The sequence below is a fragment of the Pseudomonas sp. GD03862 genome, assembly GCF_029840855.1.
In the GTDB taxonomy this organism is placed as follows: domain Bacteria; phylum Pseudomonadota; class Gammaproteobacteria; order Pseudomonadales; family Pseudomonadaceae; genus Aquipseudomonas; species Aquipseudomonas alloputida.
The window spans coordinates 77,924-103,665 of sequence record NZ_JAOCDI010000004.1; the positions used below are offsets into that span (position 1 = coordinate 77,924).

Sequence of the window (25,742 nt, forward strand, 5' to 3'; positions counted from 1 at the left end):
CCGGCTGTTAGTCCTAAGTGGTGACTTGAGCTATAGGCTTGGGAGCTTTATACACCAAGCCTTAACAACTCGAACACAGACAACCTAAATATTATTGAACCTGGACTTCAATAACGAAACACCGGTCATCTCTTTGGGCTGCGGAAGATCTAGGATATCTAGAATGGTTGGAGCGATATCACACAGCCGCCCATTACTTAGGCCGAATTTCTTCCCACCGGAAATGTAGATGAGAGGTACGGCATTAAGAGTATGGGCAGTATGAACTTGTCCAGACTCCGGATCCCACATCTGCTCAACGTTGCCGTGATCTGCAGTTATCAGGCAATTGCCACCCGACACAAGCACTGCGTCTACAACACGCCGCAGGCATTGATCGACGGCCTCCACAGCTTTTACAGCAGCTTCAAAAACACCACTATGACCAACCATGTCCCCATTTGCATAATTACATACAATCAAGTCATGATTGGCGCTTAAGATTTCTGCGACTAAATTATCCGTCAACTCAAAGGCACTCATCTCGGGCTGAAGATCGTAGGACTCCACCAGCGGAGATTTAACAAGAATCCTTTTTTCCAATGAGAATGGCTCTTCCTGCCCCCCATTAAAGAAAAACGTAACGTGGGCATACTTTTCTGTTTCGGCAATTCTAAGTTGAGACCTTCCCAGCCGGGCCATGTACTCACCCAGACTATTCCTAATAGGCTCTGGCGGAAAAGCACACAATACATCAAACTCTTCTGCGTAGCGCGTCATAGTGAGCATCTGCTCTTTGCCTATGACAAAAGGTCTCTTGAACTCAGAAAAATTATAGTCAGTGAGCGCTCTACACATTTGACGAGATCGGTCAGGCCTAAAATTTAATAGTATGACTGCATCGTTTCCACTAATTATAACAGGGCTGCCAATCGATGTTGCCTGGACAAACTCATCGCTTTCGCCACGTGCATAGGCTTCTTGAAGAGCCTCCAGCGCAGTTTCATAGTGAAACTTGCTTTGCCCTTGAACAATTAACCTGTAGGCCGCCTCTACCCGACTCCAGCGGTTATCGCGATCCATCGCATAGTAACGCCCTACTAACGACGCGATCCTACCTCCGCCATTGTTGGCCAATTCAAGCTCAAGGGCAGAAATAGATTCTGAAGCGCTTTTGGGTGGGGTATCTCGCCCATCAAGGAACGCATGAACATAGCACTGTTCGATACCATTCGCCGCAACCAAACTGGCTGCTGCAACAAAATGATCCAAGTGACTATGAACACCGCCAGGTGACAATAAGCCAAGCAGATGAATTGAACCACCTCGTTGCCTTGTACGTTTCAAAACCTCTAGAAAAGCATCGTTCTCATAGAATGAGCCATCTTCGATACTTTTGTTGATCCGCGAAAAATTTTGATAAACGATCCGGCCCGCTCCGAGGTTCATATGACCGACCTCGGAATTTCCCATTTGACCATCAGGAAGCCCTACAGCCATACCGGACGTCGCAATCTCACTGTAAGGGTAATTTTCGAAAAGGTAGTCCAGGGTCGGAGTGTTGGCAGCAGCTACTGCATTGGCTTCCTGCTGAGACCTCAGTCCAATTCCATCCAAAACAATTAGAGTGCAGGTTGTCATATGAGAACCTCTGAATGATATTCCTGGCGCGCACGACTCATACATCTACTTAGAGCTAAACCGTGCGCGCGATGGTCAGTCGGCATCTACGAGGATCGTCCCAGCACCTTAGGACGCTTGGCCTTCAAGAGCCTCTTCAATACGAAGCAAGCGGTTGTACTTCCCAACACGATCTGAACGACACAGCGAGCCGGTTTTGATCTGCCCGGCGTTAGTCGCTACGGCCAAATCGGCAATCGTTGTATCCTCCGTTTCCCCGGATCGATGGGAGATCACAGCAGCATAACCAGCCTCTTGCGCCATACGTATGGCATCAAACGTCTCACTTAGAGTTCCGATTTGATTAAGTTTAATCAAAATGGAATTGGCAACTCCTTGCTCAATACCCCTGCGCAGAATTTTTGGATTAGTGACGAAAAGATCATCCCCCACCAGTTGAACCTTCTGGCCCAGCTGAGCGGTTAAGTATGCCCATCCATCCCAATCACTCTCATCCAGACCATCTTCGATAGAAGCAATCGGATATTTGCTACAGAGATCAGCTAAATAGTCAACAAACTGCTCGGAAGTCAGAGACCTCCCCTCACCTTCCAACGTGTATTTACCGTCCTTGTAAAACTCGGAGGCCGCGCAATCTAATGCCAATGTTACGTCTCGCCCTAACTCGTAGCCTGCGCGACTAACAGCTTCGGCAATAACAACGAGCGCTTCTTCATTCGAGGCCAAGGAGGGTGCGAAGCCTCCCTCATCACCAACAGAGGTACTTAGACCACGCTCTGAAAGCACGGCCTTCAAGGTATGAAATATTTCAGCACCAATTCTCAAACCCTCCCTAAAATTCGGAGCTGAAATTGGCTGAATCATGAACTCTTGGATGTCGATATTATTATCCGCATGCTCACCACCGTTGAGGATATTCATCATCGGCACAGGCATAGAGTAAGTGGGGTTCGCACTGAATAGTTTCGCAAGGTGTTCGTACAATGGAATACCTTGGGATGCTGCGGCAGCTTTAGCCGTGGCCAAAGAAACAGCGAGAATTGCGTTAGCACCAAGAATAGATTTCGAGTCCGTACCATCAAGAGAGATCATCGCTTGATCAATGACGCGCTGATCCAGTGCGTCCAGGCCTAGAATGCGCTCGTGAATCGCGACATTCACATTTTCGACGGCACGCATTACTCCTTTTCCCTTGTAACGCCATGAGCCATCACGCAATTCAAGGGCTTCACGGGAGCCGGTGGAAGCGCCTGACGGTACGCTTGCCTCACCTGTTACTCCACAACCTAAAGTAACCACAGCCTCTACGGTAGGGTTGCCTCGAGAGTCCAAGATCTCGCGAGCGAAGACTTTCTTGATGCGAGTGAACTCACTCATCACTACTTTCCTCCAATTGCGATGCACATCCAGCATATTGATAATTAGCGTCCAGCAACTCTTGTTGTTCGGCAAACTCAGCTCGAATATCAAAATCGCGCGGCCAGTCATCAGGCTTCAAATTTCGATCCAAACCAGACTCAAAAATTTTCTGTTGAACAACCATTTGGAAACTCCCTGACAATAGCGACCATACCCCGGAGCTACACCTAGGTGAGTACCGATTGCGTGGCACCGCCGTATATATCCGACAAGAATTAGAGGCAGATCCTTATAAGCGTCAAAGCTGATGCATCCGCCTCTAGAATTATTTCAATTAACTGAGAGTTAGACTTGGAGGATTTTCATGCCGTTCGTACCACCCACCACATTGTAACTGTCACCCTTAGTGAGAATTATCCAGTCTCCAGGCTGTACCAAATCACGCTTCAGCAATTCGCCGATGGCGGCCTCGCTTACTGTCTCAGAGGGCAGTGAGGCAGGATCAAACGCTATTGGATAAACACCACGGAACAGCGAGGAGCGAGCCTGGGTAGCGCGATGAGGCGAAAGCGCATAGATCGGCACATGAGAACGAAGCCTAGACATAATCAAGGGTGTGAAGCCACTCTCTGTGAGCGAGATGATTGCCTTAACACCAGGAAAGTGGTTCGCTGTGTAGAGTGCGGCCAGCGCAATGCTTTCGTCACAACGCCCAAAGGTCGTATGCAATCGATGACTAGACTTTACATTGGTTGGATGCTTTTCAGCACCGCTGCAAATACGAGCCATGGCACGTACTGCCTCGATGGGGTATGCCCCGGCAGCGCTTTCAGCGGACAGCATTACGGCGTCAGTATTGTCGAGTACCGCATTGGCCACATCTGACACTTCAGCGCGGGTAGGCATCGGACTGGAGATCATCGACTCCATCATCTGGGTCGCAACGATCACCGCTTTATTGTTACGCCGGGCATGCAGAATGATCTTCTTTTGGATAGCGATTAGCTCCGCATCTCCAATCTCCACACCAAGATCTCCCCGAGCGACCATGACCGCATCACTCGCTGCGATCAGCTCATCGAGCGTCTGATCATCGGCAACAGCCTCTGCTCGTTCGATTTTCGACACCAGCCAGGCTGTCCCTCCTGACTCGTCACGCAGCTTGCGGGCGTACTCCATATCCTTGGCATCCCGAGGGAATGAAACGGCCAAATAGTCGAGATCCATTTGGGCAGCGAGTTTGATATCAGCTTTGTCTTTTTCGGTAAGGGCAGGAGCAGTGAGCCCGCCCCCCTTGCGGTTGATCCCCTTGTGATCTGACAGAGGCCCGCCCACAGTGACGATGCAATGTAAGGCTTCGGGCGTAGTTGACTCAACACGCATAACCACGCGCCCATCATCAAGCAGGAGCTCGTCACCGACACCACAGTCCTTCACTAGGTCAGGGTAATCAATCCCTACAACCTGCTCATTGCCTGACATGAGGGGATGGCTCGTGGAGAACGAAAAGGTATCGCCAACCTTCAACTCGATCCGTTTGTTAGTGAATTTCGCAATACGAATTTTAGGGCCCTGCAAATCGCCCAACAAAGCCACGTGCCTACCGTGTTTGGCAGCGATCTCACGAATCAAGCGAGCGCGAGTAATGTGCTCACTTGGAGTGCCATGAGAAAAATTCAAACGCGCTACATCTAGCCCGGCCAAGATCAGCGCTTCAATGACTTGCGGCGAATTACTAGCAGGGCCTAGAGTTGCAACAATTTTGGTTCTACGGATGGTCATACCGATACCTTCCAGGGACGAGGATTCTCTCATCTCACTGAGTAAGTTCGAAAAGTTATTGCTGGCTGAGCACTCAGCAATACAAGGTGGGATTTACAGCCGAGACTGCGTGCCCCCGGGGAGGCACGCAAATGCCAGGGTCACTCGTCGACGATGTCCACGTCTTTTGTCTCAGCAGACAGGTAGACACAGAGTCCAGAGAACGCCGCGAGAGCTATCGTGAGCATCGAGATCGCGTAAGGCGTACCGTAATGGCTGAGGAGGAATGCCCCTACAATTGGAGCAGTACCACCGCCTACAATTCCACCAACGTTAGTAGACATCGCGAAACCAGTGAAGCGAGCGCTAGGCCCGAAAGCTTCGCCAGTGAACGATGGCACTGCACCGTATACCAAGCCATATCCGGTCATGAACAGGCATGATCCAGCGACCATCGGCCAGAACTCGCCGGTTGAAAAGAGGTGCCAGAAAGGAAAGGCGGCAAGTGCCGTCACGACGAAACCAATCAGCATCATGGTACGGCGGCCAATACGATCTGCCAGCGCCCCGGCAAAGGGTACGACTACCAGGTGAGTACAGATTGCAACCATTGCGACTGACAACACAAATGCGTTGGACAGGCCTAGCTCTCGCTGGCCATAGCTCAGGGCAAATACAGTGAAGAGGTAGAAGGTCGAGAAGTGGCAGATGTTAGCGCCTGCAACCAGCATCAGTTGCTTAGGATAGCGAGTGAACAAGCGGAGCGCTGGAGATTGCGAATCGCCAGGGGTTGCAGCCCTCTTCTCAGCAGTTTTTTCAAACACTGGAGACTCAGGAACTTTGGAGCGGACAAACACCCCTACTATCAGCAGCGCAAGGCTGGCGATGAAAGGAATACGCCATCCCCAAGCTGTGAAATCCTCTTTAGAAAGCAAGGCACTCACGATCAAAAGCATGCCAGCGGATGCGATGAAACCAAAGACTGGGCCGATGTTATTGATCGCCGCATAGAATCCCCTCCTTCTTCTTGGGGCATGCTCTAAGAGCATCAGCACAGCGCCACTGTACTCACCCGCAAAAGCGAAGCCTTGGATGAAGCGGAGCACGCAGAGCATGATAGGTGCCCAAATGCCAATGCTGGCATAGGTAGGCAAAAGACCAATACCTACAGTGCTCAAGCCCATAATGATGAGCGTGAGATACAGCAGCTTTTTACGGCCAATCCTGTCCCCGAAATGACCAAGTACAAGCGACCCTAGTGGACGCGCCACGAAAGAAATTGCGAATGACGCAAGAGAGGCCAGTCGGGAAACTGTTTCGTCAGTCCCTGGAAAAAACAGAGGCCCAAAAATAAGGGCAGCTGCGGTGCCATAAAGGTAGAGGTCGTAGGTCTCTAATGCTGTTCCGAACAGGCTTCCGGCCACAACATTTTTCATGGATTTCTTCTCGTCATGATCCATGTGATCGAGGTCACTTTCGACAGGGCTCGATATAGAGGTATGCATGGTTTCACCTTTTGTTATTGTAGATATGCAAGTATTTTCTTGCTGAAAGACCCTCAGAGATTATTCAAGACCTCTGAGTGCTTTGACGAAATAATCACGATCTCCCATCTGCCCACCTTTGAGAGCAATCTCCACATCCTTTAGGTACGACTCGCGAGAGTGCATTTGGCACAAAGGAGCGCCGGGAGAAATATCAGACTTGATAACCAGAGCATCGGGTGCAAGCACTTTGGTTACTTGGCTCGATGTGTCGCCGCCCGAAACCACCAATCTTTTCAACGGGAATGCCTTAAGGATTTCAAGCGCAACTTGACCCACTTCCATTGCTAGCTGCTTCCCACCCTGAACCCTCGCCTCATCACGAGGCAGGCCTTTTTGCAGCATTGCCTCGATCATCTGCTCGATCCGAGAATCGCATGGGCCTTTGGCAGTGTGAATCAGAACCGACCGCCCCTCTTCCAGGTGGGATACAGCGGCCATGACCACATCTCGTATTGCGGCACTTTTTCGGGACTCAGTAATCAATGCGGCAGCATCGACTTCAAGCTCTACAAACCCGTAATCAATTGCCGTTTCAATCTGGGACTGACTCAACGGCGAAGCACTGCCTGAGATAACCAGTACCTGGTCTGCAGGTTTCAGAGGTACGGCCAGCGACGCTCGTGGCGGAAACACCCCAGCGGTACGCCAATATTGTGTGAGGCCGTACTCCACGCCGGAAGAACCGACGACGAAGACTGGAGCTGCGCCTGATGAAAGCTCGGTCAATACTTGGCCAGCGGTGGTCATATGAGAGTCGTCGGTACCATCAAACAGCACTGCATCATGCTGCTGTGTCATCTCGTCGACTAATCGGCTGAGCTCTGCAGTCTTTTCGAGCTGGCGAATATCGACTTTGCCAATCGACAAGTTCTTTTGCTTGCCGATATGGATACTCAAGTCCGCTTCATGCATCGGGGTAATCGGGTGGGCACTCATGATAGGGTGCCGGTCAATCCTGTGAACCTTGTGATCTGTCTTGGACAAGGCATAGAGGTTGCCGAAAACGCAGTAGCGGCCCAATGCGGGATTGCCTGCAATGATCGGGATCCCTTTGACATCATAGATGCGAGATGCCAGCTCAATGACGTGCCCAATGCTGCCCACGGAGTCGGCACTGTCAAAAGTCGAGCAAACCTTGTAGTGAATCAACGCTGGCGATAGACGTTTGATGCCCTCAAAAATCCCGGGCAACACCGCATCCATCTCGCCATTGGACAAAGCACGGCTATCACCAGCGATGCCGATGGCGTCAAATTCGCCGAGTTCCGCCAGGCGTTCTGGGGTCGGAGGAGCGAGGAACAGGGCACATTTAAGTCCAGCAGCCGTCAGAACCTCTAGAGCATCGGTCGAGCCAGTGAAGTCATCACCATAAAAGACCAACGGCAGCTTGGTAACGTGATGGGAGGTCATGACTTATTTGCCTCCAAACTTCTGAAGGGCCGCTGACAGGGCTGGCCTACCCTCTGCGTAACGCTCAAGAGGCATATGCTGTACAGCAGCTTCCCAGCCCTCACGCATGCTTTGCACGCCTGCTTCGATACCCATCGGATGACCGATGATGCCGCCGCCAGCGAGGTGCATCAGGTCAACAGATTGAAGCCTGTTGAAAAGCTCAGGCGCCTGGCCCGCCCATTGTCCGGAGGAGAAGACAGGCATCAAGGGGCGCATGCCGGCAAATGGAGCAAGGCAGCTCTTGGCAGAGGAGATTACGGAGTCGTCCGCCTCGTAGAACTTGCCCTGAATACCATTCACATGCAGATGGTCGATCCCGGCCAGCCGCCAGATCTTCTGATACACCTCGAATGAGAAACCTAACTGGGGATAACGAGTCAGAGCTCCCCAGCCATTACGATGACCATGAATAGGCAACTGGGCATGCTTTCGAATGTGCTCTACCGCCGAATGCCCAACCCAATTCAGGCAAAGCATCACGCAGGTACCACCCGCCTCAAGCACTGCATCTTGGCGGCGCATCATCTCGTCGATGCTGCCCGAGATGTTGATAGCGTACATGGGCATGCGTCCGAGGCGATCTGCATGCTTGTGAAGCACAGGCATCACAGCACCGAGACGGGCATCGAACGAAGCGTAGGTAGGATCGATGAGCAACTCATCATCCTTGATGAAATCGATACCTCCGGCGCAGAGCTCATCGACCACAGAAGCTGTCTGCTCGGGAGTAAGGCCGATACTCGGCTTGACGATGGTTCCAATGATCGGTCGGTCATGAACACCGGCTAGCGCCCTGGTGCCCTCAATTCCGAATTGAGGGCCAATGAATCCCGATGCAAACCGCTCGGGAAGCTCCAGATCTAGCACCCTCAGCCCGCTCACCTCGCCGATCTCAAAGAGATTGCCGGCAATGGTGGTGAGCAACGCAGGGATATTCGTTCCGATATTGGCTGTAGGGAACGCGATAGTGACCTCACCTCGATGGTAGGTCTCAGAGGGATTGTGGCGAGCCAGGTAGTCGCTGTGCAGAGAAGGGCTGGAAACGGACGGCAGCGGCTCAATAGCTACGACACGAGCACGAGAGCGTTCTTTAAGCTCCGCCGATTCGCCAGGAAGTGAGAGGAAGGTACCGCTGGATTGCTCTCCTGCGATTACCTCGCTAACCCGTTCAATTGGGTAGCTGCTCTCTACAAAAAATCGGGCAGTAAACTCCTCTCGCCCGGCCTTGTGATCGACCATGATGGGTGCCTCAAATCTATTTGTTATTGTGAATCTGCCCGAAATGCCCAAGACAGTTTCAAATCAATATACATTGACCCTGTATCAATCCAACCGATATGATTTCCTTCGAGAGTGAGAAAAACTCACACTAGAATCCTAGCTATGGCCGAGGCTTCGGTCTTAAGGAGGTGCGTATATGACGTCGCCAGTCAGGCCTTCGCTCAATGCCCTACGAGCGTTTGAAATGATCGCGCGCAAAGGATCGTTCAGCGATGCAGCGGATGCTCTGTGCGTGACTCACGGAGCTATCAGCCGTCATGTCCGAAGCCTGGAAGACGCCCTAGGTGTAATTCTGCTCACCCGAAATGCACATGGCACCAAGCTCACCCCAGAGGGATCACGCCTCGCCTCGGGCTTGGCCAGGGCTTTTGCCTTGATACAAGAGAGCATTGATGAGGTTCGCCCTCGCCCGCTCGAACTCTCCTGCTCCGCCTCGATCATGATGCATTGGCTGCTACCTCGACTTGCCAAGCTACACAGCAGCTTCCCCACCATGGAATTAGGCTTGAAAACGGGTCACGGCCCCATTGATTTCGCCCACGAAGGCGTCAGCGTCGCGATACGCCTCGACAGCATCGAACCACCGCCAGGGATCGAGCCGATACCCTTGACCAGCGAATGGGTAGGTGCGATCTGTTCGCCTGCTTATCTGGCTGCGTCCGGCGTCACAGAGGTGAGCGACTTAGCTAAAGAACGTTTGCTGACCACAAAAACACGCCCTCACGCATGGAAGGACTGGTACTCATCTATTGAGGAGGAACCTGGTCAGCTGCTTGAGATGGAGTATTTCGAACACTTCTACTTGCTGATCCAGGCTGCCAAGCTTGGCTTGGGGTTCGCCTGTGTCCCACGCATGCTGGTGGAGGCAGAGCTTGAAAGTGGTGCCTTGGTGGCTCCCTTTGGCTTTGTGCAAGGGACAGCAAAATTGGTTCTGTGGGTTTCACCCAATGCGAGGCTACGCACTGATACAGCAGATTTGGAAAAGTGGATAAAGAAAGAGATGGCTCAAAGCTAGACAAGCGCCCGCTTGGGCGCTTGCAATAGTGCCGATTACAGGTCGCCTGCGCCCCAGGCCAGGAACCCGCCATCCACAGGCAGAACAACACCATTCACGTAAGCGGCTACGTCAGATGCCAGATAGCTAACTGCGCCGGCAATTTCTTGAGTCGTTCCGTAGCGCTTAGCCGGAATAGCATTGCTATAAGCCTGGCGGAAGGTGTCGCTGTGCAACTCCTTGGTCATCGGGGTATCGACCGGGCCCGGCGCAATAGCGTTAGCAGTGATCCCATATTCGCTGAGTTCCACAGCCATCTGCCGGGTCAACGCAATGACTGCACCTTTAGAAGTACCGTAAGCGGTTCGACCCTTGCCCACGGCACGCATACCAGCGACCGACGCGATGTTGATGATTCTGCCGAACCCGTTTTTCCGCATGATTTGAGCGGCGAGTTGGCAGCACATGAACGTGCCAGTGACGTTGATGTGCATGGTCTTGTTGAAAACGTCTAGATCAAACTCCAGGAACGGCATGGTCTTGGCGATACCTGCGGAATTCACTAGGACATCGCACCTGCCGAACTCGCTATCGATCCAAGAAAATGCATCCCTTACAGACTCCATCGAGGCTACATCTACCTGACATGCGTCAGCCGTGTAGCCCTCCTCACGCAGATGTCGCGAAAATTGCTCAGCCGCGTCGACATTGATGTCACAAATGACGACATGATGCCCGTCCCTTGCCAGTGAAACGGCAGCTTCAGCACCGATACCCATCGCACCGCCTGTAACCACGGCGATTTTCTTGTCTGCGTACTTCATCGAAACCCTCTCTTGTTATGACCGCCAAAGGCTTATTGGATCGCTGAAGGCTAGAGCTGTCAGGGGGCTTTGCGCAATGGATAAAAACTCGTGCTTAGGAGAGGAAACCTCACACAAGCCAGCGCGATTAACTGCACCAACTGAAGCCCCATACTAGGGTGGCATACCGAGGGGCCTTCACAGCAAATAAATAGTGACTACGTTGAACACATAAAAACTTTTAAATTCTATATGTCCACCAGAGGAAATAGCCGGGTGCTCGACAACCACTGAATTCACAACAGAGGTGAAATGTATGGGTGATGTCAAAATTTCCGCCATCCTTCCATCACTTAAATATTTACGAGTAGCTACACCTGCCCACCACAGAGAGGTGCCTGATGATCAAGCAACGCCGCACCTTCACATCCGCATTTCAGCGCGAAGCCGCCCGCTTGGTGCTCGACCAGGCTACAACATCGAGGCGGCGCGGTGGCTTGGACTGGCTGAGTCAGCCTTGCCCAGGTGGATCGCCCAGCCTCTGCAGGAACGTGGCGGTGTTACACCGACCAGTGAAGCGCTGACGCCTGAGCAGCAAAAACCCAGGAACTGGAAGCGCGGATCATTTGGCAGGCGCAGGAGAAATCGATCCTAAAGAGCTACCGAGCGCTTGATGGCCGAGGAGCAGGAGCGCTCGCGTTAATCGATCAACTCTGCTGCGAAGCGCCGGTTGACCTGTTGTGCTCGCTTTTTGACATGAGCGCATCGCCTGCCCAGCAGGATATCGGCTGATTCCTGAAACAACGGCACATCTGGAAACGGCCGCATCAGCTCAACGACGGGTTACCGCCTGCGATCGCCGAGGACAAACCTTGCGCAGGGCTCAGGATCACTTGGCCACTACCAGCAGCTCGCACACAGCATGCGGAAATGATCAAAGAAATGCGGGCGCGATCCGTATGAAATAGAAAATCGGAGCCCCAAAAACGCAAAAAGCCCTGAATAATCAGGGCTTTGAATATGGCGGAAGCGTAGAGATTCGAACTCTAGGATAGTTGCCCATCGACGGTTTTCAAGACCGTTGCCTTAAACCACTCGGCCACGCTTCCAGCTCGTTTTGCGGCCGCCATAATACCTTAATGAAACACGCTGTCAAACTCTCTGTGTCGCGGGTTGCAGGAGCTCTGATAGACTCCTAGCATCTGAACGTCCGAAACCACAGGTTTACCAAGGAGTGTCGCCATGCGCGAACAGGATTACGCCGTCCACCACGGCCAGCAGGTCGAGCAGCAGGAGATCAGCAAGGTCCTGCGCAACACGTACAGCCTGCTGGCGCTTACTCTCGCCTTCAGCGGTGTCATGGCTTTCGTTGCCCAGCAGATGCGCGTCGGCTACCCGAACGTGTTCGTGGTGCTGATCGGCTTCTACGGGCTGTTCTTCCTTACCAACAAACTGCGTGATTCGGCCTGGGGCCTGGTGTCCACCTTCGCGCTTACCGGCTTCATGGGCTTCATCCTCGGCCCGATCCTCAACCGCTACCTGGGCATGGCCGGTGGCGCCGAGGTAGTGAGCTCCGCGTTCGCCATGACTGCGCTGGTATTTGGTGGTCTGTCGGCCTACGTGCTGATCACCCGCAAGGACATGAGCTTCCTCAGCGGCTTCATCACTGCAGGTTTCTTCGTTCTGCTGGGTGCTGTCGTTGCCAGCTTCTTCTTCCAGATCAGCGGCCTGCAACTGGCAATCAGCGCTGGCTTCGTGCTGTTCTCGTCGGTCTGCATACTGTTCCAGACCAGCGCGATCATTCATGGTGGCGAACGTAACTACATCATGGCAACCATCAGCCTGTATGTGTCGATCTACAACCTGTTTGTCAGCCTGCTGCAGTTGTTTGGCATCATGGGTCGCGATGACTGATTGATTGCTGTACCGCAAGAAGCCCGCTTCGGCGGGCTTTTTTGTGGGCGCTGGAAATGGGTTGAGCTGCAAGATGCTCGGGCCGTCATCCCGTTTTCTCTACCGCTATCCGCCATCACCCCGTAGAATGCGCTCCTTTTTTCTTCCGGGGCGGCTTTCAGCAATGAGCTCACACGAACACAGCCCAGGCGCAGCGGCGCCTGCCAATGAACTGGTGCTTGGTCTGGAGGACAAGCCACGGCTGTTGATCGGCCTGCTGGCAGCCCTGCAGCACCTGCTGGCGATCATCGTGCCGATCGTCACCCCTGGCCTGCTGATCTGCCAGGCGCTGGGCGTATCTGCACGTGATACCAATTTGATCGTTTCGATGTCGCTGGTGATCTCGGGTATCGCCACCTTCGTCCAGTGCAAACGCTTCGGCCCATTTGGCGCGGGGCTGCTGATCGTTCAGGGCACCAGCTTCAACTTCGTCGGCCCGCTGATTGCCGGCGGTGCGCTGATGGTCAAGCAAGGCACGCCGGTTGAAGGCGTAATGGCAGCCATTTTTGGCGTAGTAATCGCAGGCTCGTTCGTCGAGATGGGCGTGTCGCGCATTCTGCCCTTCGTCAAACGCCTGATCACCCCGCTGGTGACTGGCATCGTGGTGTTGATGATCGGCCTGACGCTGATCAAGGTCGGCCTGATCAGCATGGGCGGTGGTTTTGGGGCCATGGCCAATGGCACCTTTGCCAATGGCGAAAACCTGCTGATGTCGGGCGTGGTACTGGCGATCATCGTCGTTCTCAACCGTATCCCGGTGGTGTGGATGCGCAGCTGCGCCATCGTCATCGCCCTGGCGGTCGGCTATGCGCTGGCCGGATACCTGGGCCGCCTGGACTTTACCGGCATGCACGAGGCCGCGCTGTTCCAGGTGCCGACACCACTGCACTTTGGCTTGGGCTTCTCGTGGGCGCTGTTCATTCCGATGCTGGTGATTTACCTGGTCACTTCGCTGGAAGCCATCGGTGACGTTACCGCCACCAGCAAGGTGTCGCGCCAGCCGGTCGAAGGGCCGGTGTGGATGCAGCGGATCAAGGGGGGCGTGCTGGTCAACGGCGCCAACTCGCTGCTGGCCGGTCTGTTCAACACCTTCCCTAGCTCGATTTTTGCCCAGAACAACGGGGTGATTCAGCTGACCGGTATCGCCAGCCGTCATATCGGTACGTGGATTGCCGTGATGCTGGTGTTGCTGGGGCTGTTCCCGAGTGTTGCCGGGGTGATTCAGGCCGTGCCGGAGCCGGTGCTGGGCGGCGCGGCGATGGTCATGTTTGGCGCGGTTGCGGCGTCGGGGATCAATATTCTGGCCAGCACCCGGCTGGACCGTCGGGCGCTGCTGATTATTGCCGTGTCGTTGGCACTGGGCCTGGGTGTGGCGCAGGTGCCAGAGTTCCTGGCGCACATGCCGGCGGCGATTCGCAATGTGCTGGAGTCGGGTGTGGCTACCGGAGGGATTTGTGCGCTGGTGCTGAACTGGTTCTTGCCGGAGGGCAAGGAGCAGGCTTGAACCTGGAGATTGAATGAAAAGCCCGCGCCCGCTTGCACAAGCGGGCGCGGGCTTTTTTGCTTTATCATGGCACCATTCCTTTGCATGAGTTAGCCATGAAATTCGCTATCGCGGTGTTCTCCCCGGCCCATGCGCCCTCTTCGCGACGCGCCCTGCGCTTCGCCGAGGCGGTGCTGGCCGGCGGGCATGAGATTGCCCGACTGTTCTTCTATCAGGACGGGGTGCACAGTGCCTCGGCCAACGTCGTCGCGCCCCAGGACGAACTGGACGTGGCTGGCCAGTGGCGCACCTTCATACAGACCCATCAGCTGGACGCCGTGGTGTGTATCGCCGCCGCCCTGCGCCGTGGCGTGCTCGACGAAGCCGAGGCCAACCGCTACCAGCGCCCGGCCGTGAACCTGCCCAAGCCCTGGGAACTGTCGGGGCTGGGCCAACTGCACGAGGCCGCGCAAGTGGCCGACCGCCTTGTCTGCTTCGGAGGCGACTGATTTGGCCAAGTCCTTGTTGATCATCAGCCGTCAGGCACCGTGGAATGGCCCCTCTGCCCGCGAGGCGCTGGACATCGCCCTGGCCGGCGGCGCGTTCGACCTGCCGTTGGGCATGCTGTTCCTCGACGATGGTGTGTTCCAGCTCGCGCCGGACCAGCAACCCGCCGCCGTGCAACAGAAGAACCTGGCCGCCAACCTGCAGGCGTTGCCGATGTTCGGTGTCGAGGAACTGTTCGCCTGCAACCACAGCCTGGCCCGCCGTGGCCTGGCAGCCGAGACCCTGGCGCTGCCGGTGCAAGTGCTCGATGACGCAGCGCTGACCGCCCTGATAGCCCGTTTCGACCAGGTGATAACGCTCTGATGAAAACCCTGCATGTAATTGCCCATTCCCCGTTTGGCGACGAGCGCCTGGCCAGTTGCCTGCGCCTGCTCGGTGCCGAAGATGCCCTGCTGCTGTGCGGCGATGCCGTGTATGCCCTGCGCAGCGGCAGCGAGCCGCATGGCCATCTGCAAGCCGCCGGCCTGGCCCAGCGCCTGTTCGCCCTGGACGAGGATGTACAGGCCCGCGCGGTCGGCAACGACCTGGCAAAGGCCGTGGACTACGCCGGGTTCGTCGAACTGTCGCTGCAATACGACAAGGTCAACAGCTGGCTATGAATACGCTTACCGTTGGCGATCAGGTGATCGCCCTGGACAAGGATGGCTTCCTGGTCGACCTGCAAGACTGGTCCCACGACGCCGCCGAAGCTTTGGCCAAGCGCGAGGGTATCCCGTTGACGGCGGACCATTGGGAAATCCTCGAACTGCTCCGTCAGTTCTACCAGGAATACCAGCTGTCTCCGGCCACCCGCCCGCTGATCAAGTACACGGCCCTCAAGCTGGGCCCTGAAAAGGGCAACAGCCCGCACCTTAACCGCCTGTTCAACGGCACCCCCGCCAAACTTGCCGCCAAGCTGGCGGGCCTGCCCAAGCCGACCAACTGCATATGACCGAACCTCGTCCGCTCACTCTGGAAACCCCCGCCGAACACCCGTTCGCCGAATTCGTGCGTATTCTCGGCAAAGGCAAGCGCGGCGCGCGTGGCCTGACCCGCGAGGAGGCCCGTGCAGCCATGACCCTGCTGCTGGAAGGCAAGGTCGAAGACACCCAGCTCGGTGCCTTCCTCATGCTGCTGCGGCACAAGGAAGAAAGCGCTGAAGAGCTGGCTGGCTTCACCGAGGCCTTGCGCGCCCACTTACAGGCGCCGTACATCGCCGTTGACCTGGACTGGCCCACGTACGCCGGCAAGAAGCGTCACCTGCCCTGGTACCTGCTGGCGGCCAAGTGCCTGGCCAACAATGGCGTGCGCATCCTGATGCACGGCGGTGGCGCACACACTGCCGGGCGTATGTACACAGAGCAACTGCTCGACCTGCTGCAGATTCCGCTGTGCCGCGACTGGGCCGCCGTCGGCAACGCGCTGGACCAGCATCAACTGGCATTCTTCCCACTGCACGACTGGGCGCCGCAGCTGCAACGCATGATCGACCTGCGCAATACCCTGGGCCTGCGCTCGCCCATCCACTCGCTGGCTCGAGTGCTCAACCCGCTGGGCGCTCGCTGTGGATTGCAGAGCATCTTTCACCCCGGTTACCAGGCCGTGCACCGCGAAGCCAGCCGCTTGCTGGGCGACCATGCCGTGGTGATCAAGGGTGATGGCGGCGAAATCGAGGTCAATCCCGATGTCATCAGCCATCTCTACGGCACCACGGCGGGTGAGGCGTGGGATGAAGAGTGGCCAGCGCTGAGCGAACGCCGCCATGTCAAGCCGCCCAGCCTGCAGGCAGAGCACTTGCTGGCGTTCTGGCGTGGCGAAGTGGAAGACAGTTATGGCGAAAAGGCCCTGATCGCGACCATGGCCCTGGCCCTGCGTGGCCTGGGACAGCATCGCGAGCAGGCCTTCGTAACAGCGCAAGGCTATTGGGGTACTCGAAATAGATCGATCTAGCCGATAATAGAACCCCGATCTTTGCGCTATTTCTTCGAACGATTTGCCCTAGACTGGGCTCCAACGACAAACAACTTTGTTTCAGGAGCTCACCATGGGCCTATTGATCGACGGTCGCTGGCACGACCAGTGGTATGAAAACGGCAAGGACGGCACGTTCAAGCGTGAGAATGCCCAGCGCCGCAATCAGCTGCCCGCCCCCGAGGCCGGCCGCTACCACCTGTATGTGTCGCTGGCCTGCCCATGGGCCCACCGCACCCTGATCTTTCGCGCGCTGAAAGGCCTGGAGCCGTTGATCGACGTGTCGGTGGTCAGCTGGCTGATGCAGGACCATGGCTGGACCTTCGATCAGCAGCAAGGCTCCAGCGGGGACCACCTCGACGCCCTGCAGTACCTGCACCAGCGCTACACCCAGGATGACCCGCACTACACAGGGCGCGTGACGGTGCCTGTGCTGTGGGACAAGAAAGAGAAGCGCATCGTCAACAATGAGTCGGCAGAAATCATCCGCATATTCAACAGCGCGTTCAACGAGCTGACCGGCAATACCCTGGACCTCTACCCCACATCGCTGCGCCCGACCATCGAAGCACTGAACGAGCGCATCTACCCGGCGGTGAACAACGGCGTGTACCGCGCAGGCTTTGCCACCACGCAAGACGCTTACGAGGCTGCCTTTGACGATGTGTTCAACGAGCTGGATTACCTGGAAGCCTTGCTAGGCCGCAATCGCTACCTGGCGGGTGAGTACCTGACCGAGGCTGATGTACGCCTGTTCACTACACTGGTGCGCTTCGATGCCGTGTACCACGGGCACTTCAAGTGCAACCTGCGCCGCCTGAGCGACTACCACAACCTGTCGAACTGGCTGCGTGAGCTGTACCAGTGGCCCGGGGTGGCGGGTACGGTGAACATGGAGCATATCCAGAAGCACTATTACATGAGCCACAAGACCATCAACCCGAACGGGATCGTGCCTAAAGGGCCTTTGCAGGACTTTGGCTTGCCGCATGATCGAGAGCGGTTGGCGGGCAAAGGGATTTGGCAGGCTTGAGAAAGCCGGGGCTGCTTTGCAGCCCATCGCAACACAAGGCCGCTCTTACAAGGACCTTGCAATGCCTGGGGCATATGCGATGGGCCGCAAAGCGGCCCCAACGATTTCAGCTGTTCTGCGAACCTTCGAACCAGGCCAGCTTGTCACGCAACTGCACAACTTCCCCCACAATCACCAGGGTCGGCGCATGCACCTCATGCTGGGCCACCAGGTCTGGCAAGTCCGCCAAGGTGCCGGTGAACACGCGCTGATTACGCGTGGTCCCCTGCTGCACCAACGCCGCCGGGGTACTCGCGGCACGCCCGTGGCGAATCAGCTCGGCACAGATGGTCGGCAAGCCCACCAACCCCATGTAGAACACCAAGGTCTGCGCCGGCGCCACCAGGTCATTCCACGGCAGGTTGCTGGTGCCATCCTTGAGGTGCCCGGTGACGAAGCGCACCGACTGGGCATAGTCGCGGTGAGTCAGCGGGATGCCGCCATACGCCGAGCAGCCGCTGGCCGCCGTAATGCCCGGCACCACCTGGAACGGAATGCCGTGCTCGGCCAGCTCTTCGATCTCTTCGCCACCCCGGCCGAAGATGAACGGGTCGCCACCCTTCAGGCGCAGCACCCGCTTGCCCTGCCGAGCCAGATCGACCAACAGGCGGTTGATCTGGTCCTGCGGCACTGAATGATCAGCGCGGCGCTTGCCTACGTAGATACGCTCGGCATCACGGCGACACATATCGATGATGGCGGGTGCAACCAGGCGGTCGTACAGCACCACGTCGGCCTGCTGCATCAGGCGCAACGCACGGAAGGTCAACAAGTCCGGATCACCCGGGCCTGCACCAACCAAGTACACCTCACCACCCTGCTGCACCGGTGCGCCATCCACCATCGCCTGCAACAGACGTTCGGCTTCAGCACCCTGCCCGGCCAGCTGGCGCTCGGCGATCGGCCCCTGGAACACGGTTTCCCAGAAGCCGCGACGCTGGTTGACGTCCGGGTACAGGGATTTGACCTTGTGCCGGAAGCGTGCAGCCAGCCCGGCCAGCTCACCGTAGGCCGAAGGGATCCACGCCTCGAGCTTGGCTCGAATCAGGCGTGCCAGTACCGGGGCGTCACCGCCGCTGGAAACAGCGATTACCAGCGGCGAACGGTCCACGATCGCCGGGAAGATCACCGTACACAGGGCCGGCGCATCCACCACATTGACCGGCAGGCTAAGGGCCTGCGCATCGGCCGACACCTGGGCATTCAGCCCAGGGTCGTCAGTCGCCGCGATCACCAGCCGGCAACCGACCAGGTCGGCTGCCTGATAGCCCCGCACCAGCACCTCACCGCCACCTTCCCGGGCCAACGCGGCCAACTGGCCGTCGATGTCCGGCGCCACCACGCGCAGCACGCCGCCGGCATCGGCCAGCAGGCGCGCCTTGCGCAAGGCGATCTCACCGCCACCGACGACCAGCACGCGGCCGCCCTGCAGCTTGTGGAACAGCGGCAGGTAATCCATTTAGCGGATGACCTCGACGCCGCCCATGTAAGGCTTCAGCACTTCCGGCACCAGGATCGAACCGTCGGCCTGCTGGTAGTTTTCCAGCACAGCAACCAGGGTACGGCCTACGGCCAGACCGGAGCCGTTGAGCGTGTGCACCAGCTCTGGCTTGCCGGTTTCCGGGTTGCGCCAGCGAGCCTGCATGCGGCGCGCCTGGAAATCACCACAGTTGGAGCACGAGCTGATTTCGCGGTACTTGTCCTGGCTCGGCACCCACACTTCCAGGTCGTAGGTTTTCACCGCACCAAAGCCCATGTCGCCAGTGCACAGGGCCAGCACGCGGTATGGCAGCTCCAGCAGCTGCAGCACGCGCTCGGCATTGGCAGTCAGGCCTTCCAGGGCTTCCATCGACTTGGACGGCTCTACCACCTGCACCATCTCGACTTTGTCGAACTGATGCTGGCGGATCATGCCGCGGGTGTCACGGCCGGAAGCGCCGGCTTCGCTGCGGAAGCAAGGGGTATGGGCAACCAGTTTCAGCGGCAGCTGCTTGGCGTCGAGGATTTCACCCGCCACCAGGTTGGTCAGCGACACTTCGGCGGTCGGGATCAGGTAGAAGTCAGCCTCGCCTTCGCGGGTGATCTTGAACAGGTCTTCCTCGAACTTCGGCAACTGGCCAGTGCCCTGCAGCGCGGGCGCCTGCACCATGTACGGGGTGTAGTGTTCCTCGTAGCCATGTTCGCCGGTGTGCAGGTTGATCATGAACTGCGCCAGGGCGCGGTGCAGGCGGGCAACCGGACCACGCAGCACAGCAAAACGGGCGCCGGACAGCTTGGCAGCCGCTTCGAAGTCCAGGCCACCGCTGATTTCACCGAGGGCAACATGGTCCTTGATTTCGAAGTCGAACGCCTTCGGCGTGCCCCAACGACGCACTTCGACGTTGTCGTCCTCGCTGGCACCGACCGGTACGCTGGCGTCCGGCAGGTTGGGAATGGTCAGCAGGATGCCATCCAGCTCGGCCTGAATGGCATCCAGCTCAGCCTTGCCGGCAGCCAGTTCGTTGGCCATGCGCTCGACGTCAGCCATCAGCGGGGCGATGTCTTCGCCCTTGGCCTTGGCCTGGCCGATGGACTTGGAACGGGCGTTACGCTCAGCCTGCAGTTGTTCGGTGCGGGTCTGCACCGCCTTGCGGCGCTCTTCCAGTGATTCGATGCGCGCGACATCCAGGCTGAAGCCACGGGAGGCCAGGCGGTCCGCCACTTCCTGAAGTTGGCCGCGTAACAGTTTGGAATCGAGCATATCGTTCTCTCGTTATATGTAGGTGTTGGTTCAGAATCGGGTCAGGGACAGGCCAGCCCAGGTTGCGAGCAGCCCGCCCACCACGCTGATACTGGTATAGCCCAAGGCAAGGGGCACTTGCCCGCTTTCCATCAGGCGCACGGTATCGAGTGAGAAGGAGGAAAAGGTCGTCAGGCCACCGAGAAAGCCGACAATCAGGCCGGCGCGCAATTCGACCGGCGCCAGCGGCTTGTGCAAGAACAAGCCATAGAGCAAGCCGATCAGCAGGCAGCCAACCAGGTTGACCGCCAGCGTACCGGCATAGAAGTGCCGTGGCCAGTGGGCCGCCACCCAGTTGGTGGTAGCGAAGCGCAACAAGGTACCCGCAATACCACCGGCGCTGACCGCGGCGATGAGTGCAATCATGGTTTTCTCCGCTGGCGGGGGCTGTTGCGGTCGAGGTCAGCCAGGTGGCGCAGCTTCTCGCCAATTTTCAGTTCCAGGCCACGGGGCACCGGCTGATAGTACTGGCGCGGCTCCAGTTCGTCGGGGAAGTAATCCTCACCGGCGGCGTAGGCGTCGGGTTCATCATGGGCATAGCGGTACTCGTCGCCATAGCCCAACTGCTTCATCAGCTTGGTCGGGGCATTGCGCAGGTGCAACGGCACCTCCAGCGAACCGTGCTCGGCCGCTTCACGCAGGGCGGTCTTGAAACCCACGTACACCGCGTTGCTCTTGGGTGCGCAGGCCAGGTAGGTGATGGCCTGGGCCACCGCCAACTCGCCCTCGGGGCTGCCAAGGCGCTCCTGCACATCCCAGGCAGCCAGGCACAGGCTAAGCGCACGCGGGTCGGCATTGCCGATGTCCTCGCTGGCCATGCGCACCACTCGGCGGGCGATGTAAAGCGGGTCACAGCCGCCGTCGAGCATGCGTGCAAACCAGTACAGGGCGCCATCGGGATTGGAGCCACGCACCGACTTGTGCAGCGCGGATATCTGGTCGTAAAACGCCTCGCCGCCTTTGTCGAAGCGGCGGCGACTGTCACCCAGCAGGCTCTGTAGCATCTCGACGTCGATCTCGCTGCCGTCTTCAGCCAGGTCCGAGGCGTTCTCGAGGAAGTTGAGCATGCGCCGGCCATCGCCGTCGGCAGCGGCCATCAGCATCTTGAAGGCGTCGTCGCCCACCCGCAGGTTGCGCTTGCCCAGGCCACGCTCTTCCGTCAGCGCACGGTTGACCAGCTTGCGCAGGGCCGCTTCGTCCAGGCTCTTGAGCACATACACCCGCGCCCGTGACAGCAGCGCGTTGTTCAACTCGAACGACGGGTTTTCGGTGGTGGCACCGATGAACAGCAGGGTGCCGTCCTCGACATAGGGCAAAAAGGCGTCCTGCTGCGACTTGTTGAAGCGGTGCACCTCGTCAACGAACAGGATGGTGCGACGGCCATATTGGCCAGCCTGCTGTTTGGCCACCTCCACGGCCTGGCGGATCTCTTTCACCCCGGCCAGCACCGCCGACACCGTTTCGAAGTGCGCATCGCAGAACTGCGCCAGCAACCGCGCCAGCGTGGTCTTGCCGACCCCGGGCGGCCCCCAGAAGATCATCGAGTGCAGCGCACCTTGTTCCAGCGCTTCGCGCAGCGGTTTACCGCGCGCCAGCAGGTGCTCCTGGCCGACGTACTCATCCAGGCTGGACGGGCGCAGACGGGCGGCCAGGGGCTGGGCGACGGGTTCGCTTCGAAACAGGTCCATGGCGAGCTCTGGTTACTCCTTGATCACGTCCGCGCCCTTGGGGATGTCGAACTTGAACTTGCTGTCCGGCACCGCCTGGTTGGCCTTGACGCCATTGAACAGGATGTTGGTGCGCTGGCCGACGCTGTCGACCAGCTGCATGTCATTGATCAGGCCTTTGCGGAACGAAACGCGCAGCGAGTCGAACAGGGTGTCCTTGGTCTTTGGCTTGAGGGTGAAGTCCATCACTTCGCCCTGCTCCTTGGACGCGATATCAAAGCTCTGGCTGATCTTCGACACGTCCCCGGACAGCAACAGGGCCGGGGTCTGGTTCAGGCGCACGTCGAGCTTCTTGATGGTGGCCTGTTCCAGGTCCGGGTCCCACAGGGTGACGTTCTTGCCGTCCGACACCACCACCTGCTCCTGCGGTGCATCGGTGTGCCAGTAGAACAGGCCCGGGCGCTTGACCGTCATCTTGCCCGAGGTTTCCTGCAGGCTGGTGCCATCGGCGCCCAGGGTCAGCTGGGAGAAGTTGGCCTCGATGGTCTGCGACTTTTCCAGCAACTGGGTCAGGCGTTGTACGTCTTGCTCACCGGCATAAGCAGTAACCGAGCCCAGGGTAAGGGCAGAAACCAACAGCATGCGAATCGCGCGCATGGGAATCCTCATTGAGCGTTGAAAAGGCCTGGCGCCACCGTTGGCCCCAGGCAGGGTGTTCATCAGTCGCGCGGGCCGCCCGGGGCTATCACTTCCCGCGAGCCGTTGCTGTTCATCGGGGTGACAACGCCAGCCATCTCCATCGACTCGATCATGCGCGCGGCACGGTTGTAGCCGATCTTCAGCTTGCGTTGCACGGCAGAAATGGAGGCGCGACGGCTCTCGAGCACGAATTGCACCGCTTCATCATACAGGGCGTCGGTTTCGGCATCGTCACCCTCGCCACCGCCGCCGCCGCCGTCAAAGCCGCTACCGGCTTCTTCGACGCCGTTGAGGATGTCGTCGTTGTAGTCCGGGGCGCCACGCAGCTTCCACGCCTCGACCGTACGGTGCACTTCGTCGTCGGACACGAATGCGCCGTGCACCCGGATCGGCAGGCTGGTGCCCGGCGGCATGTACAGCATGTCGCCATGGCCCAGCAGCTGTTCGGCACCGCCCTGGTCGATGATGGTACGCGAGTCGATCTTGCTCGACACCTGGAACGCCATACGGGTCGGGATGTTGGCCTTGATCAGGCCGGTGATCACGTCCACCGACGGGCGCTGGGTGGCGAGGATCAGGTGAATACCGGCCGCCCGTGCCTTCTGCGCGATACGGGCGATAAGCTCTTCGACCTTCTTGCCGACGATCATCATCATGTCGGCGAATTCGTCCACCACCACCACGATGGTCGGCAAGGTTTTCAGCGCAGGCGGCTCATCGTCCATGCTCTCACGGCGATACAGCGGGTCATGGATGATTTCGCCAGCTTCCTGGGCGTCCTTGATCTTGCGGTTGAAACCGGCCAGGTTACGCACGCCCATGGCCGCCATCAGTTTGTAGCGCCGCTCCATTTCGGCCACGCTCCAGCGCAGGGCGTTGGCGGCGTCCTTCATGTCGGTGACCACCGGGCACAGCAGGTGCGGGATGCCTTCGTAGATCGACAGTTCAAGCATTTTCGGGTCGATCATGATCAGCCGCGCGTCTTCCGGGCTGGACTTGAACAGGATCGACAAAATCATCGCGTTCACACCCACCGACTTACCGGAGCCGGTTGTACCGGCCACCAACAGGTGCGGCATCTTGGCCAGGTCGGTGATCACCGGCTTGCCGCCAATGTCGTGGCCCAGCGCCAGCGTGACGGGCGATTTCTGCTCGTCGTACTGCGGCGTGGCCAGCACTTCGGAGAAGCGCACCATCTGGCGGTTTTCGTTGGGTATCTCGATACCTACCGTGGTCTTGCCAGGGATGACCTCGACCACTCGCACACTGGTCACGGCCAGCGAACGCGCCAGGTCCTTGGCCAGGTTGGCGATGCGGCTGACCTTCACACCGGCGGCCGGCTGGATTTCATAACGGGTAATCACCGGGCCGGGGTGGATCGAATCCACCGCCACTTCCACACCGAATTCCTTGAGCTTGATTTCCAGCAGCTGACCGACGCCGGCCAGGGATTCTGGCGAATACTCGATCTTTTTCTGTTCGGCCGGGTCGAGGATGGAAATCGAGGGCAAGGTGCCTTCCACGGCGCTGTCGACGAACAGCGGCGCCTGCTTTTCCTTCATCGCCCGCTTGCTCGGCTCCGGCGCTCTGCTGGCGGCTGACGGCGGCACAATGGTGGGCGCTGCGTGCTGCTGGCGGGGCACCACGGTTTCGCGCGGCGCCAATGCCTCAGGCGCCGTTTCACGTGGCGGCACAATCGGTTCGCGTGCAAGGGTTGGCTCACGCGGCTCGACCGGCTGAGCGGGTGGCTCTTCACGCTTGAGGATGCGCTCGCGCAGTGACGGCTTGGCCGGCTCGCGCTTCTCGGCAGCCATCGGCGCGGCCTTGAACACCGGTTCGTCCTCGCGCAACTGTGCCTCGAGGCGCTTGCGCTCGTTGCGCGCTTCCCACCAGCGGGTGGCAGCCCCTTGCACCAGTTCGAACAGGTCGAGGGTGATCTTGCCGGTCAGGTCCATCACCTTGAACCACGACAGGTCGGTGAAGACGGTCAGGCCGAACAGGAACAGGGCAATGAACATCAGCGTGCTGCCCTGCACGTTCAGCAGGTTGCGCGCCAGGTCGCCCAGGCTTTCGCCCAGTGCACCACCGGCAGAGAACGGCAGGCTGGCGGGCGGGTGGAAGTGGATATGCGCAAGCGCCGCCCCCGACAGCACCAGGAACACCAGGCCAATCAGCCGCCAGGAGAACAGCCAGCCGCTCCAGTCCCATGGCTGGTGGCGTTCGCGGAAAATCTGCCAGGTCTTGACCGCCAGCAGCAGCGGAAAAATATAGGCGAAGTAACCCAGCACCATGAACAGGATGTCGGCGAAATAGGCACCGGCACGCCCGGCCGCATTCTGCACCTGGTCGACGTTGCTGGTGTGGCTGAAGCCCGGGTCCGACGTATCGTAGGTCAGCAGCGCCATCCACAGGTACAGGCACAGCGCGCCGACAGCGATCAACGCACCTTCCTTGAGGCGATAATGCAGCTGCTGCCGCCACAGTGGCACAGGCAATGGAGCTGGAGTTGCGGTGGATTTCTTCAAAACGCGTCTATTCCTGCGCGTGGTGCGCGTCCAATAGTGATCGGCCGCTGCGCGACCAACGAACCACTACTTTTAACATTACTGCCCGCCAGCCGCCATGGCGGCACGCCGTATGGGGGTTTGGCCGGGGGCGAATTCATATAGCTGCAATTTGAGCATGCATTTTCTTTCGTGACAAAGGCTTATGCTGTGTTTTTGCACAGGTGTGACAGCAAATGTAGCGGATGGTG

At 58.0% G+C, this 25,742-nt stretch carries 23 protein-coding genes, 1 tRNA gene and 1 pseudogene; 10 read left to right on the forward strand and 15 right to left on the reverse strand.

What is annotated here, in order from left to right:
• Window positions 1–84 precede the first annotated feature (84 nt).
• The 7 genes from gpmI to N5D53_RS04235 all read right to left on the reverse strand — a co-directional run bounded on the left by gpmI (window position 85) and on the right by N5D53_RS04235 (window position 8,978).
• Complete coding sequence (gene gpmI / locus N5D53_RS04205; RefSeq protein ID WP_198747830.1) at window positions 85–1,620, reverse strand: 2,3-bisphosphoglycerate-independent phosphoglycerate mutase; 1,536 nt, start codon at window positions 1,618–1,620, stop codon at window positions 85–87.
• A 108-nt stretch (window positions 1,621–1,728) separates the two neighbouring features.
• A complete protein-coding gene (gene eno, locus N5D53_RS04210) occupies window positions 1,729–2,997 on the reverse strand; it encodes a phosphopyruvate hydratase (protein WP_104887831.1) in 1,269 nt (422 codons plus the stop codon).
• Entirely contained in the window at window positions 2,990–3,163 is a 174-nt protein-coding gene (locus N5D53_RS04215; RefSeq protein WP_158666114.1) for a hypothetical protein, read from the reverse strand. Before N5D53_RS04215 ends, eno begins: the two co-directional genes overlap by 8 nt.
• Window positions 3,164–3,324: 161 nt before the next feature.
• On the reverse strand, window positions 3,325–4,761 hold the full coding sequence (pyk, locus tag N5D53_RS04220; protein ID WP_017148220.1) for a pyruvate kinase: 1,437 nt from the start codon (window positions 4,759–4,761) through the stop codon (window positions 3,325–3,327).
• 140 nt (window positions 4,762–4,901) lie between these two features.
• Window positions 4,902–6,245: an MFS transporter gene (locus N5D53_RS04225; RefSeq protein WP_014755976.1), complete on the reverse strand. Its 1,344-nt coding sequence runs from the start codon at window positions 6,243–6,245 to the stop codon at window positions 4,902–4,904.
• Between the two features lie 60 nt (window positions 6,246–6,305).
• Window positions 6,306–7,697, reverse strand: coding sequence for a four-carbon acid sugar kinase family protein (locus tag N5D53_RS04230; protein ID WP_198747832.1), 1,392 nt, complete (start codon window positions 7,695–7,697; stop codon window positions 6,306–6,308).
• Window positions 7,698–7,700: 3 nt separating this feature from the next.
• Window positions 7,701–8,978: a ribulose-bisphosphate carboxylase large subunit family protein gene (locus N5D53_RS04235; protein ID WP_064491904.1), complete on the reverse strand. Its 1,278-nt coding sequence runs from the start codon at window positions 8,976–8,978 to the stop codon at window positions 7,701–7,703.
• Window positions 8,979–9,156: 178 nt separating this feature from the next.
• On the opposite strand from N5D53_RS04235, the gene N5D53_RS04240 reads away from it, so the two are divergent.
• On the forward strand, window positions 9,157–10,035 hold the full coding sequence (locus N5D53_RS04240) for a LysR substrate-binding domain-containing protein (RefSeq protein WP_198747833.1): 879 nt from the start codon (window positions 9,157–9,159) through the stop codon (window positions 10,033–10,035).
• A 35-nt stretch (window positions 10,036–10,070) separates the two neighbouring features.
• Here N5D53_RS04240 and N5D53_RS04245 read toward each other — a convergent pair whose 3' ends face one another.
• The gene (locus tag N5D53_RS04245) at window positions 10,071–10,838 is read right to left on the reverse strand and encodes a 3-oxoacyl-ACP reductase family protein (protein WP_104886348.1); all 768 of its coding nucleotides are present in this window, start codon (window positions 10,836–10,838) and stop codon (window positions 10,071–10,073) included.
• A gap of 380 nt (window positions 10,839–11,218) precedes the next feature.
• Here N5D53_RS04245 and N5D53_RS04250 point away from each other — a divergent pair.
• Window positions 11,219–11,576: pseudogene (locus N5D53_RS04250) on the forward strand (transposase); the annotation flags it as partial.
• Window positions 11,577–11,838: 262 nt separating this feature from the next.
• On the opposite strand, the gene N5D53_RS04255 reads toward N5D53_RS04250, so the two are convergent.
• A tRNA-Ser gene (locus tag N5D53_RS04255) sits at window positions 11,839–11,926 on the reverse strand.
• A 133-nt stretch (window positions 11,927–12,059) separates the two neighbouring features.
• Here N5D53_RS04255 and N5D53_RS04260 point away from each other — a divergent pair.
• The 8 genes from N5D53_RS04260 (at window position 12,060) to N5D53_RS04295 (ending at window position 17,803) form a co-directional block, all read left to right on the forward strand.
• Window positions 12,060–12,731 carry a Bax inhibitor-1/YccA family protein gene (locus N5D53_RS04260; protein ID WP_003251184.1) on the forward strand — a complete coding sequence of 224 codons (672 nt, stop codon included), beginning with the start codon at window positions 12,060–12,062 and terminating at the stop codon, window positions 12,729–12,731.
• Window positions 12,732–12,894: 163 nt separating this feature from the next.
• Window positions 12,895–14,274 carry a uracil-xanthine permease family protein gene (locus N5D53_RS04265; RefSeq protein ID WP_198747834.1) on the forward strand — a complete coding sequence of 460 codons (1,380 nt, stop codon included), beginning with the start codon at window positions 12,895–12,897 and terminating at the stop codon, window positions 14,272–14,274.
• Window positions 14,275–14,369: 95 nt separating this feature from the next.
• Window positions 14,370–14,762, forward strand: a complete 393-nt coding sequence (tusD, locus tag N5D53_RS04270) for a sulfurtransferase complex subunit TusD (RefSeq protein ID WP_003251188.1) — start codon at window positions 14,370–14,372, stop codon at window positions 14,760–14,762.
• Window position 14,763: 1 nt separating this feature from the next.
• Window positions 14,764–15,123 carry a sulfurtransferase complex subunit TusC gene (gene tusC / locus N5D53_RS04275; RefSeq protein WP_010954803.1) on the forward strand — a complete coding sequence of 120 codons (360 nt, stop codon included), beginning with the start codon at window positions 14,764–14,766 and terminating at the stop codon, window positions 15,121–15,123.
• Window positions 15,123–15,419: a sulfurtransferase complex subunit TusB gene (gene tusB, locus N5D53_RS04280; RefSeq protein ID WP_003251193.1), complete on the forward strand. Its 297-nt coding sequence runs from the start codon at window positions 15,123–15,125 to the stop codon at window positions 15,417–15,419. Before tusC ends, tusB begins: the two co-directional genes overlap by 1 nt.
• Complete coding sequence (locus N5D53_RS04285; protein ID WP_010954804.1) at window positions 15,416–15,751, forward strand: TusE/DsrC/DsvC family sulfur relay protein; 336 nt, start codon at window positions 15,416–15,418, stop codon at window positions 15,749–15,751. Before tusB ends, N5D53_RS04285 begins: the two co-directional genes overlap by 4 nt.
• Entirely contained in the window at window positions 15,748–16,749 is a 1,002-nt protein-coding gene (locus tag N5D53_RS04290; protein ID WP_104886350.1) for a glycosyl transferase family protein, read from the forward strand. Before N5D53_RS04285 ends, N5D53_RS04290 begins: the two co-directional genes overlap by 4 nt.
• Window positions 16,750–16,843: 94 nt before the next feature.
• Entirely contained in the window at window positions 16,844–17,803 is a 960-nt protein-coding gene (locus tag N5D53_RS04295) for a glutathione S-transferase family protein (RefSeq protein WP_198747835.1), read from the forward strand.
• 106 nt (window positions 17,804–17,909) lie between these two features.
• Here N5D53_RS04295 and cysG read toward each other — a convergent pair whose 3' ends face one another.
• The 6 genes from cysG to N5D53_RS04325 all read right to left on the reverse strand — a co-directional run bounded on the left by cysG (window position 17,910) and on the right by N5D53_RS04325 (window position 25,512).
• Window positions 17,910–19,301 (reverse strand): siroheme synthase CysG, encoded by a 1,392-nt coding sequence (cysG, locus tag N5D53_RS04300; protein WP_198747836.1) that lies wholly within the window; start codon window positions 19,299–19,301, stop codon window positions 17,910–17,912.
• Window positions 19,302–20,582 carry a serine--tRNA ligase gene (serS, locus tag N5D53_RS04305; protein WP_010954808.1) on the reverse strand — a complete coding sequence of 427 codons (1,281 nt, stop codon included), beginning with the start codon at window positions 20,580–20,582 and terminating at the stop codon, window positions 19,302–19,304.
• Window positions 20,583–20,612: 30 nt separating this feature from the next.
• Complete coding sequence (crcB, locus tag N5D53_RS04310) at window positions 20,613–20,987, reverse strand: fluoride efflux transporter CrcB (RefSeq protein ID WP_003251205.1); 375 nt, start codon at window positions 20,985–20,987, stop codon at window positions 20,613–20,615.
• Window positions 20,984–22,309 carry a replication-associated recombination protein A gene (locus tag N5D53_RS04315; RefSeq protein WP_010954809.1) on the reverse strand — a complete coding sequence of 442 codons (1,326 nt, stop codon included), beginning with the start codon at window positions 22,307–22,309 and terminating at the stop codon, window positions 20,984–20,986. The genes crcB and N5D53_RS04315 overlap by 4 nt, the downstream gene beginning before the upstream one ends.
• A gap of 12 nt (window positions 22,310–22,321) precedes the next feature.
• Window positions 22,322–22,945, reverse strand: a complete 624-nt coding sequence (gene lolA / locus N5D53_RS04320; RefSeq protein ID WP_064491928.1) for an outer membrane lipoprotein chaperone LolA — start codon at window positions 22,943–22,945, stop codon at window positions 22,322–22,324.
• Window positions 22,946–23,007: 62 nt separating this feature from the next.
• Window positions 23,008–25,512, reverse strand: coding sequence for a DNA translocase FtsK (locus tag N5D53_RS04325; RefSeq protein WP_014590374.1), 2,505 nt, complete (start codon window positions 25,510–25,512; stop codon window positions 23,008–23,010).
• Between the last annotated feature and the right edge of the window lie 230 nt (window positions 25,513–25,742).